This window comes from Sphingomonas sp. GC_Shp_5 (genome assembly GCF_026540855.1).
Lineage (GTDB): Bacteria > Pseudomonadota > Alphaproteobacteria > Sphingomonadales > Sphingomonadaceae > Sphingomonas.
This window is the reverse complement of sequence record NZ_JALNUP010000013.1, coordinates 100,401-111,270: the sequence shown is the minus strand read 5'-3', so window position 1 is coordinate 111,270 and position 10,870 is coordinate 100,401. Positions and strand designations below refer to the sequence as shown.

The window sequence follows — 10,870 nt, the reverse complement described above, 5'->3', positions numbered from 1 at the left end:
GCTTCGTCAGCAAGGCGGTGGAGGCCGAGATCAGGGCGGTAAAGGCCAAGATCGCCGATCCCGAGATCGCCTGGCTGTTCGAGAATTGCTACCCGAACACGCTCGACACCACCGTGGTCAAGGTCGGCGAGATCGACGGCAAGCCCGATGCCTTCGTGATCACCGGCGACATCAAGGCGCTGTGGCTGCGCGACAGCTCGGCGCAGATGCAGACCTATGTCCATCTCGCGCCGCAGGATGCGCCGCTGAGGCGGCTGTTCCACGGGCTGATCCAGCGCCAGGCTCGGTGCATCCTGATCGATTCATACGCAAATGCGTTCATGGAGGATCCCGCCGCCAAGACCGATCTCGACTGGTCGCAGACCGACAAGACCGAGATGAAGCCGGGCGTTGCCGAGCGGAAGTGGGAGGTGGATTCGCTCTGCTATCCGATGCGGCTCGCGCACGGCTATTGGACGGCGACGCGCGACAAGGCGCCGTTCGACGACACCTGGGCCAAGGCGATGGCGCGCGCGGTGGCGACGTTCCGCGAGCAGCAGCGCAAGGACGGTCGCGGCCCCTATCGCTTCCAGCGCAGCGCGCCGCAGCCGAGCGAGACGCTGCAGGACGGCTATGGCGCGCCGACCCGCAAGGTGGGGCTGATCCATTCGAGCTTCCGCCCGTCGGACGATGCGACGACGCTGCCGTTCCTGATCCCGTCCAATATGTTCGCGGTCTCGGCGCTGCGCAAGATCGCGCAGGTGCATCGCGAAGCGCGCGGCGACGCCGCCGCGGCGCAGGACTGCCTGGCGCTGGCGAGCGAGGTGGAAGCCGCGCTCAACGCCCATGGCAAGATGGCGGACGGGCAGGGCGGCGAGGTCTGGGCCTATGAGGTGGACGGCTTCGGCAATGCGATCTTCATGGACGACGCCAACGTGCCGAGCCTGTCGGGCCTCGCCGAGCTTGGCGCCGCGGACCGCAACGATCCGCTGTTCCGCCGCACCGCCGCGGCGGCGTGGAGCACGCGCAATCCCTATTTCTTCGAGGGCAGCGCCGCCAAGGGCATCGGCGGGCCGCATGTCGGCGAGGGGCAGATCTGGCCGATGTCGATCATCATCCACGCGCGCAACAGCGACGACGATGCGACGATCGCGCAATGTCTGCGCTGGCTCAAGGCAACCCACGCGCATACCGGCTTCATGCACGAAAGCTTCGACAAGGACGATCCGAGCACGTTCACGCGGACCTGGTTCGCCTGGACCAACGGCCTGTTCGGCGAGCTGATCGTCGATCTCGCCAGGCGTAAGCCGGCCCTGCTCGCCCAGCGCTATTGACGCATCGTGCCGGCGCCACCGGGCGAGCGGCCTTCCTACCTGTATCAAGCTTCAAGGAACCACGTGATGACCACCGCCACCCGCCGGCAGCTTCTGGTCGGTACCGGCCTCGCGACGCTGTCGTCCACGCTGCCCGCGGCAAGCTGGGCGCAGCGCCCGGCCGCGAGCCGGCCGGACCTGTTCGTCGGCACCGGCGGCCATGGCCACACCTTTCCCGGGCCGACGCTGCCGTTCGGCATGGTCCAGCTCGGCCCCGATACCGATGTCGCGCGCTGGGATGCCTGCTCGGGCTATCATCGCGACGACACCTCGATCATGGGCTTCTCGCACACCCATCTGTCGGGCACCGGGATCGGCGACATGCTCGACGTGCTGGTGGTGCCGACGCGCGGGCCGCTCAAACTGGTGCCGGGTTCGCTCGAACATCCCGAAGAGGGGTATCGCCAGCGCTTCTCGGAGGAACTGGCCGAGCCCGGCTATTATCGGGTGAAGCTCGAATCCGGGGTGCTGGCCGAGCTGACGGTGACGGAGCGGACGGGGCTGCACCGCTACCATTTCCCGGCCGGTGAGGGGCATATCCTCATCGATCTCGCGCACATGGTCCAGGACCCGTGGGACAAGGGCAAGCTGATCGACGAATCCTCGCTCAGCCTCGATGCCGATGGCCTGCTCATCGGCAGCCGGCGCGTCCATCGCTGGGCGAAGGGGCGCCGCATCCACTTCGCGATGCGGCTGTCGCGCAAGCCCGACCGGATCGCCTTCTTCGGCGACGGCGACAAGCCCGCCGCCAAGGGCGCGTCCGCGGTGCAGGGCGATCGCGTCAAGGTCGCCTTCTTCTTCGATGCCGCCGGTGGCGCGCCGATCCTGATCAAGACCGGCATCTCGGCGGTGAGCGTCGAGGGCGCCAAGGCGGCGCTGGCGGCGGAAGCGCCGGGCTGGGACTTCGACGGCGCCCGCACCGCGGCGGCGCGGCGCTGGGCGACCTATCTCGATGCGGTGCGCGTCGAGGGCGGCACCGCCGACCAGCGCACGATCATGGCGAGCGCGCTCTACCACGCCTTCCTGTCGCCGACGCTCTTCACCGACCGCGACGGGCGCTATGTGGGGCTCGATAGGCAGGTTCACCAGGTACCGGCGGGCGAGGCGGCGTTCAGCACCTATTCGCTGTGGGACACCTATCGCGCGCTGCACCCGCTGCTGACGCTGGTCCAGCCGCAGCAGGCCGGCCTGCTGGTGCGCGACCTGGTGCGCCAGACGGTGCAGAGCCCGGCAGGGCCGCCGGTCTGGCCGCTGCAAGGCGTCGAGACGGCGTGCATGATCGGCTGGCACGGCGTGTCGGTGATGGCCGAGGCGTGCGCCAAGGGCATCAAGGCCGATTATGCCGCCGCCTGGCCGCAGATCCGCCGCCGCGCCTTTGATCGCGACTTCCCCGACATCGACAGCACGCTCGGCCGCGGCTTCTATTACGACCTCGGCTACATTCCCGCCGACAAGGTCTGGGAGTCGGTCAGCCGCACCCAGGAATATGCCTATGACGATTGGGCGATGGCGGTGCTCGCCGAAGCGGCGGGGGCGCATGACGATGCAGTGGCGCTGCGCAAGCGCAGCCTCAACTATCGCAACGTCATCGATCCCGCGATCGGCTTCGCGCGGCCGCGCTTTGCCGATGGCAGCTGGTGGAAGGATTATGATCCGATCGAGCTCGGCCACAATGTCGAGAAGCAGCGCGACTATACCGAGGCCAACGGCTGGCAGGCGACCTTCCTCAACCAGCACGACACCTATGGGCTGATCCAGCATTTCGGCGGCGATGCGGCGTTCGAGAAGAAGCTCGATGCGCTGTTCTCGGCGCCTTCGACGCTACCCAAGAACGCGCCGCCCGATATCTCGGGGCTGCTCGGCCAATATGCCCATGGCAACGAGCCGGATCAGCATGTCGCCTATCTTTATGCCTTTGCCGGCGCGCCCTGGAAGACGCAGGCGATGGTACGTCGGCTGCTCGTCGAGATGTACAAGGCGGCACCCGATGGGGTGATCGGCAATGACGATTGCGGCCAGATGAGCGCCTGGTTCGTGCTCTCGGCGCTGGGCTTCTACCCGGTCGATCCGGTCAGCGGCGTCTATGTGTTCGGCTCGCCGCTGTTCGACGTTGCCGAGCTGCGGGTGGGCGAGGGCAAGAGCCTGCGGGTGCGCGCGGAAGGCAATGCGCCCGACCGCCCCTATGTCCAATCGGTGCGGTGGAACGGCAAGCCCTGGACCAAGAACTGGATCGCGCATGCCGATCTGGTGCGCGGCGGCGAGCTGGTGTTCGTGATGGGCGACAAACCGTCGCGGTTTGGCGCCGCCAAGCAGGACCGGCCGCCATCCTACGGGCATGGCGCGGCCTGATCAGCTGCCGATAAAAAGACGCCCCGGGATGCGGATCCCGGGGCGTTATTCTTCCCGCGAGGCTGGAAAGCAGGGGAGGAAAGTCCCCGCGGGGCTTCCCGTCAGTGGACGGAACCGGAAAGCGATGGCGGCGCGTCGCCGGGGGCACTGCCCCAGGCCGGGTTGGGCTTGGCGCCCATCACCAGCTCGAGCGTCGCGCCATTGGCGATGTCGGCATGGCGGAACCATGGCTGCGTCCATGGCCGGCCGTTGAGCGTCGCCGACTGGATATAGACGTTGGTGGGTGAATTGCCGCGCGCGACGATCTCGAAGGTCTTGCCGTTGCCGAGCGCGAGCCTGACCCGGTCGAACAGCGGGCTGCCGAGGACATAGACGTCGCTCGACGGATCGACCGGATAGAAGCCCATCGCGCTCATCGTGTACCAGGACGAGGTCGCGCCCTGATCATCCATCCCGGGATAGCCGTAGCCGGAAAAATCGCTGCCATAGAGCGTATCGAGGATGCGCCGGGTGAGTGCCTGGGTCTTCCACGGCTGGCCGCTCCAGGCATAGAGATAGGCGGCATGCTGGTCAGGCTGGTTGCCCTGGACATATTGGCCGACCATGCCGGTGCAGTCGCGGCAGATGCCCTTGGGATTGTAGGGCGTGGCGAAGAAGCGATCGAGCTTGGCGTTGAACCGGGCGCGGCCGCCGAGCAACGTCTCGAGACCGGCGACGTCCTGCGGCACCAGCCACAGCGTCGACCAGCCAGACGCCTCCTTCATCATGAAGTTGTAATAGGGCTCCTGCGGGTCGAACGGCGCGATCCATTTGCCGTCGGCGGTGCGGCCGCGGACGAAGCCGATGCTCTTGTCGAAGACGTTGCGGTAATTGGCGGCGCGGGCACGGAACAGGCGGGCGTCGTCGATCTTGCCGAGCCGCTCGGCATATTCGGCCATCGCCGCATCGTCCCAGGCATATTCCAGCGTCGTCGCGGCGCCGGCCTTGCCGCCGGCATAGGGCGGGCTGGGGTTGCCGGCGGGCACTTCGTCGCTGATCCAGCCCTGGCGCTGATACTCGGCAAGATAGCCGCGCGGGCCCTTGGGATCGGTCGCGTTGCGGCGGAGATACTCGTAGACCGCGGGATAATCGAACGCGATGCCGCGCTTCCATGCGCCAAGGTAGAGGAACACGGCATTGTCGCCGTGGAACGAGGTGTTCATGTAGCCGCGCTCGCGCGCCATATCGAGCTCGGAGCGCATCACATCCTGGATCACCGCCGGCTCCATCAGCTGGAGCAGCACGATCTGGTTGCGGCCGGTATCCCAGAACGGCACCGGGCCGTAGCGATCGTAGCTCGCCGTCCGCAGCTTGCCGTTGCGATCGGTGAAGGTCTCGCCCTTGGCGGCGACCAGCCGCGGGCTGCCGAACGACTGGAACAGCGTCGAATAGAACAGCATCCGCTGCTTGGCGGTACCGCCGGTGACCTGCACCTTGTCGAGCAGCGCCGTCCAGCTGCCGCGCGCGGCCTGGTGGACGGCATCGAAGTTCCAGTTGGGCAGTTCGGCGTGGAGCCGCGCGGCCGCATCGGCATAGCTGGTGCCATGGGCGATGCGCATCAGCACCTTGTCGCCCTGCCTGGTCGCGAAGGTCAGATAGCTCCCCGCAAAGGCACCGCTGACGGTGCGCCGGCCCGCCTCGACATCGGCGTCGCCGATGCCCCAGCCGGGCCGGTCGGTAAGCCCGCGGAAGGTGCCGAACCGCGCGAACGGGCGGGAGAATTCGGCGACGAAATAGCGGCCGCGCTCGCGATCGCTGTCTTCCTGCGCGATGCCGCGCACGGTGTGATCGCCCACCACCTCCACCTCGCCGCCGGCCCGGCGCAGATTGACGATCAGGCTTGATCGCTCGCTGGCCGGATAGGTGAATTGCATCAGGCTGGCCGAACGGGTCGCGGTCAGCTCCACCTGGGTGTGGAAGGTGTTGAGGAACACCGAATAATAGCCCGGCGACGCGATCTCGCGATTTTTGTCGTAATAGGCCTGGCTGTAGGCGGGCGGCACCGTCCAGTCGCCGACCACGGGCATGATCATCGGCTGTGCGCGGCCGCCATAGGAGGGGCCGCCGCCGCCGGTGAAGCCGATCATCGTCGGGTTGGGATAATTGTACGGCGCGGGAACGCCGTTGGGATAGCTGAGATCGAGGTTGACGTTGACCGGCGCCGCCTCGGTCGCGCTGTGCGGCAATCGCGCGCCGGCGGAGGTGATGCCCGAATAGACCGGTTCGCCGGGCGGCGGCGCGTTGCCGATCAGCTCGGGGCGGTCGAGCGGCGCGGTGCCGACCAGCGGATTGGCTTCATCGATCGGGGCCTTGGCGATCGTCGGCGCGGTGGTTTGTGCGTGGACCGGCAGCGACAGCGCCACAATGGCGGCGGTCACCACCCAGCGGCGGTGCGATCCGCGGGCATCGGCGCCTGTGCGTCGATCAGCTGCTGGCCCTGGCGTCATATCCACTCCTCCGCGGGCATTGCGCTTGATCAAGCGTCTCGCTGCCCGCGACGGCATTATTTAAAAAACAAAGTTGATTGTCAATTTGGATGAGCCGTCGGTGGGCAATTCGGCCCGTGAGGACCGGATGACGCGGTGTGGATCAGCGGGTCGATGCGGGTGCCTTCACCACCTCGCCGCCCTTCATCACGAAGGCGACATGTTCGAGCAGGCGGATGTCGCCCAGCGGGTCACCGTCGACCGCGACCAGATCGCCATAGCGGCCCGGAGCGATCGCGCCGACATCGGCGGTGCGGTCGAGCGCCTGCGCGGCGCTGCTGGTCGCGGCTTGGATCGCCTCCATCGGCGTCATCCCCCATTCCACCATCTTGGCGAATTGCAGGGCGTTATTGCCATTGGGGTAGACGCCGGCATCGGTGCCGAACAGCATCTTCACCCCCGCGGCATGGGCGGCGCGGAACGTTTCGCGCTGCTGGCGGCCGACCACGCGTTCCTTCTCGAGGCTTTCGGCGAAGACGCCGTTCTTGGCGCCCTCGGCGAGGATATAGTCGTCGTCATAGATGTCCATGTCGAACCAGGCGCCGTGCTCCTTGGCGAGCTTGAACGAGGTCGCATCGGCGAGGCTGGCGTGCTCGATGGTGTCGACGCCGGCGCGCAGCGCGACGTTGATCCCCTCGGTGCCATGGGCATGGACCGCGACGCGCATGCCGAGCATGTGCGCCTCGTCGACGATGGCCTTGATTTCGTCATAGCTCAGCTGCTGGGCGCCGACCGCGTCGGTCTTGGAGAGCACGCCGCCGGTCATGCACACCTTGATCACCTGCGCGCCATATTTGCGCACGGTGCGCACTGCGGCGCGGAAACCGTCCGGCGAATTGGCGATCTGCGGTGCCGGCACCGAGATCGACGGCGGGAATTCGGTGGCATCGCAATGGCCGCCGGTGGCGCCGAGCGCATAGGTGGCGGGCACGATCCGCGGCCCGGGGATGTCGCCGCGCTCGATGCCCTGCTTGATGCCGACATCGTCGTAATTGGCCGAGCCTACGTTGCGCACCGTGGTGAAGCCCGCATCCAGCGTCCGCCGCGCATTGGCGACGCCCACCACCATCCAATAGCTGTCGGTGAATTCCAGCGACTTGTAGCCGCTCAGCGTCGGATTGCTGGTGAGATGGACGTGCATGTCGATCAGCCCGGGGACGAGCGTGCGGTTGCCAAGGTCGATCCGCTCGGCGCCGGCGGGAACGGTCGCGCCGCGGCGGCCGACGCTGACGATGCGGCCGTCGGTGATCACCACCTCGGCATCGTCAACGCGCTTGCCGGCGAGCACGTCGATCAGGTGCGCGGCCGTGACGACCACGGTCTTGGCCTCGGCAGGTGCCGCGGCGAGCAGCAGCGCGAGCGAGAGGCAGGGCAGATAGCGCATCGGACCGACTTTCATGAGCAAGGTGTGCCCTTCACCAGCATGGACTAGGGGTGGCGAGGGCCAGGGGCGTCATCAGCGCAGCAGAGACCATGTTGCGGCGCGGCAATCAAGCATGCCTTCCGGTGAATCCGCTTATTGGAAGCGGCCGGTCTTTTCGAACCCCTCGTTGGTCTTGGTCATCTTGATCAGCTTGCGCAGATAGGTGCGGACATGACGGTCGAAGCGCGTGTCGTCGTAGACGCCGCGCCAGATATAGTCGTCTCGATCGAGCAGCGCGCGCAGTTCCGCGGTAAAGGCAGTCGGCTCGTCCGTCGCATTCTTGCCCCGCAGGATCGTGCAGACCATCTCCTCTGCGGTCGCCTTGTCGCAATCATCCTGCTCGCGGTAGCCGCCGCGTTGCGCCGCGACCTGCGCGGATTGTGACGCGGCGATGCGGGCTTCCAGCCATTTACGCACGATCGCGCCATTCCAGGCCGGCACCGCTTTATTGGTGGTGGTCATCTATCTACCTGTAGGAGTCAGCGCTGCTTCTTGGTGATCGTGGCGGTGAAATCGGGGTCCTTCTTCGCCACCCAGTCGACGAACTTGCGCACCGCCGGGTCGGCGAGCAGACCCTCCACATCCATGCCGTGGCGCTGCAGCTCGGAATTGGTGAAGCTGGCCGTCACCGTCTGCTGGCAGATCGGATGCATCGGCACGACATTGCGGCCGCCACGGCTCTTGGGCACGGGATGGTGCCAGACGATGGTCTTGCCGGTCGGGCGACCGCACAGCCAGCAGGGCGCGGCGGGGGCCGGTGCCTCGTCCTCAGGCTGGACGTCGTCATAGGGACCGTGTTTCGGATGCTTGCGCGCCATGCGTCTGCCTGAATTTCCCTGTGCGACGCCCATTGTAGGCGACGCGGCCGGCATCTCTACACCAGCGATCGGCTGGAACCGAGCGGCTTTGCGGCAGTCCCGCAGGCTGCATGTTGATCTACGTAAGTATTTGCAAAGCGACAAATCTTAAAGATTCGCCGCCATTGTCGAGACATGGAGATGCAGAAAATTTGCAGCGGATGCCGTGACGGGGCGGATTTCGAGATGCCGTTTGCGATGGCGTTCCAGCCGATCGTCGACGCCGAGACCGGCACGCCCTTCGCTTATGAGGCGCTGATCCGCGGCACTGACGGCGCTGGTGCGGCCAGCGTGCTGTCGCGCGTTACCGAGGCCAACCGTTACTCGTTCGATCAGGCCTGCCGGGTCAAGGCGATCGAGAGCGCGCTTGCGGCCGGATTGATGGATGGCGACGCCCGCCTGTCGATCAACTTCCTGCCCAACGCGGTCTATTCGCCGCTGGCCTGCATCCAGCTGACCTTGCGGACCGCCCGGGCCGTCGGCCTGCCGATCGACCGGCTGATCTTTGAATTTACCGAAAACGAGCAGATGGGCTCGCCCGAGCACGTCGCCTCGATCATCGACACCTACAAGCAGATCGGCTTTTCCGTGGCGATCGACGATTTCGGTGCCGGGCATTCCGGCCTGGACATGTTCGCGCGGTTCGTGCCCGACGAGATCAAGCTCGACATGGAACTGGTCCGCGGCATCGACCGTGACCCCCGGCGCCGCGCGATCGTCCGCGCGGTGGTGAGCATGTGCCGGGAGCTCGACACGCTGGTGATTGCCGAAGGGATCGAGACGGCAGGCGAGGCGGCGGCGCTGCGCGACCTCGGCGTTCGCTACCATCAGGGATTCTGGTATGCGCGCCCGGCGCTCAATTGCTTGCCGCCGCTGCGGGCGGAGAGCCTCCGCTAGGTACGACCCGCCATCGACATATACAGTGTTACTGTATATATGGGCTGCATCGAACAGCAGGAGTTCTCGATGTCGGCGGATGCGAACAAGGCAGTGGTGCGGCGGTTCAACCGGCAGGTCATCGAGCGGGGTGACTGGGCCTCGTTCGAGGCACTGATCGCGCCGGATTTCGTCAACAGGTCGGCGCCCGCCGGCGCGCCTAACGGGCCCGAGAGCATGTGGAATACCTTCGCCACCGTCCTGCGACCTGCGCTGGCGGACCTGTCGGTGACCATCCACGACCAGATCGCCGAGGGCGACAAGGTCACGACCCGCAAGACGATCAGCGGCACCCATGCCGGCCCGTTGTTGGGGGTGGAGGCCACCGGACGGCCGCTGGCGATCGACGTCATCGATGTCGTGCGCGTCGCCGATGGCCGTTATGCCGAACATTGGGGGGTGAACACGCTGGCGGCGGTGCTGGCGCAGCTCAAGGGCTGACCGGGCCCCTAATCCCCTGCGGCGCTGATGCGGTCGAGAAGGTCGATCGATCGGCGCAGATGGTCTTGCTCGGCGACGGACAGGGTCTGCTCGATGATCGTGCCGAGGCTCGATGCCCGAGCCAGTCGCTCACGGGCGATCAGGCGACGACCACTGTCAGACAGCGACAGCAACTGACTGCGGCCATCGTCCGGATCGACGGCGCGGGCGACCAACCCCGCCGCGACCATCGGCGCAACGACGATCCGCATCGTCTGGTGGGTGACGCCGCGCCGCTGGGCCAGCGCCGCGACGTTCATCGCGCCGTCGCGCTCGAGCAGGCCAAGCGTTTCGGACTGCGCGGATCGATCGGTGTCGGTCGTCTCGCGGATCGCGCGCACCAACGAGCCGATCGCCCGGCGCAGGTCTTCGGCCAGATCCCGGACGCCGGCAGCGTGATCATCATCGCCGATACGCCTGGTCATGCCGTCTCCTGCCTGCCTCTCCCTTGGGTGCGATAGCAGTTTTTGCCAAAGAGTGGATCGCCGCACCGCTCGATCGGTGTCGATCAGGCGTAAAAAGGGCGTCCGGGTTGCCCCGAACGCCCCCTCCAGGCGAGCCGCGCTTGGGAGCAGCTCAGCCTGACCTCGAAATCGCGTGGGAGTTACATGCCGTTGGCGAGATTGGTGTCGGGGTCGTTGGTGCGCATATCTTCGGCCTGGTTCTGGCCGGTCGCACGGACCGCGTCGGCACGATTCTCGAGCGCTGCGGCACCCGCGCCGGTGGAATTGTCGGCGGCGTCCTCGAGATTGTCGGCCACCGCTTCGCTGTTCGCCTCGATGTTGTCGGCGGTTTGCTCGCGCGGGGTGGAGTGGCAGGCCGACAGGCTGGCCAGACCGGCCGCGATACCGATAGCGAACATCTTCTTCATTGGTGATTACCCCTGTTTTTTCATCGGCCCGCAGGCCGACTACTTCCAATCGCCCGCCGAGCCTTTTGTTCCGGCAG

Annotated in this window: 10 protein-coding genes; 4 read left to right on the top strand and 6 right to left on the bottom strand. The window is 66.6% G+C overall.

What is annotated here, in order from left to right; translation table 11 throughout:
* Positions 1-1,313 (top strand): glycoside hydrolase family 125 protein (locus OXR60_RS12050; RefSeq protein WP_267396152.1); only part of this gene is annotated, 1,313 nt, incomplete at its 5' end.
* Between the two features lie 66 nt (positions 1,314-1,379).
* Positions 1,380-3,701 (top strand): GH92 family glycosyl hydrolase, encoded by a 2,322-nt coding sequence (locus tag OXR60_RS12045; protein ID WP_267396151.1) that lies wholly within the window; start codon positions 1,380-1,382, stop codon positions 3,699-3,701.
* A gap of 101 nt (positions 3,702-3,802) precedes the next feature.
* Here the strand turns inward: OXR60_RS12045 and OXR60_RS12040 are convergent, their stop codons facing one another.
* The 4 genes from OXR60_RS12040 to OXR60_RS12025 form a co-directional block, all read right to left on the bottom strand.
* Positions 3,803-6,118, bottom strand: coding sequence for a GH92 family glycosyl hydrolase (locus tag OXR60_RS12040; RefSeq protein WP_267396150.1), 2,316 nt, complete (start codon positions 6,116-6,118; stop codon positions 3,803-3,805).
* 211 nt (positions 6,119-6,329) lie between these two features.
* Complete coding sequence (locus OXR60_RS12035; RefSeq protein WP_267396149.1) at positions 6,330-7,610, bottom strand: amidohydrolase family protein; 1,281 nt, start codon at positions 7,608-7,610, stop codon at positions 6,330-6,332.
* Between the two features lie 132 nt (positions 7,611-7,742).
* A complete protein-coding gene (locus OXR60_RS12030) occupies positions 7,743-8,111 on the bottom strand; it encodes a hypothetical protein (protein WP_267396148.1) in 369 nt (122 codons plus the stop codon).
* Between the two features lie 17 nt (positions 8,112-8,128).
* A complete protein-coding gene (locus OXR60_RS12025) occupies positions 8,129-8,467 on the bottom strand; it encodes a hypothetical protein (RefSeq protein ID WP_267396147.1) in 339 nt (112 codons plus the stop codon).
* A 180-nt stretch (positions 8,468-8,647) separates the two neighbouring features.
* Between OXR60_RS12025 and OXR60_RS12020 the strand changes: the two genes are divergently transcribed.
* Both OXR60_RS12020 and OXR60_RS12015 read left to right on the top strand, forming a co-directional pair.
* Positions 8,648-9,403, top strand: coding sequence for an EAL domain-containing protein (locus OXR60_RS12020; RefSeq protein ID WP_267396158.1), 756 nt, complete (start codon positions 8,648-8,650; stop codon positions 9,401-9,403).
* Between the two features lie 69 nt (positions 9,404-9,472).
* Complete coding sequence (locus OXR60_RS12015; protein WP_267396146.1) at positions 9,473-9,883, top strand: ester cyclase; 411 nt, start codon at positions 9,473-9,475, stop codon at positions 9,881-9,883.
* A gap of 8 nt (positions 9,884-9,891) precedes the next feature.
* On the opposite strand, the gene OXR60_RS12010 is transcribed toward OXR60_RS12015, so the two are convergent.
* Positions 9,892-10,347: a MarR family transcriptional regulator gene (locus OXR60_RS12010; RefSeq protein WP_267396145.1), complete on the bottom strand. Its 456-nt coding sequence runs from the start codon at positions 10,345-10,347 to the stop codon at positions 9,892-9,894.
* A 179-nt stretch (positions 10,348-10,526) separates the two neighbouring features.
* On the bottom strand, positions 10,527-10,793 hold the full coding sequence (locus OXR60_RS12005; protein WP_267396144.1) for a hypothetical protein: 267 nt from the start codon (positions 10,791-10,793) through the stop codon (positions 10,527-10,529).
* Between the last annotated feature and the right edge of the window lie 77 nt (positions 10,794-10,870).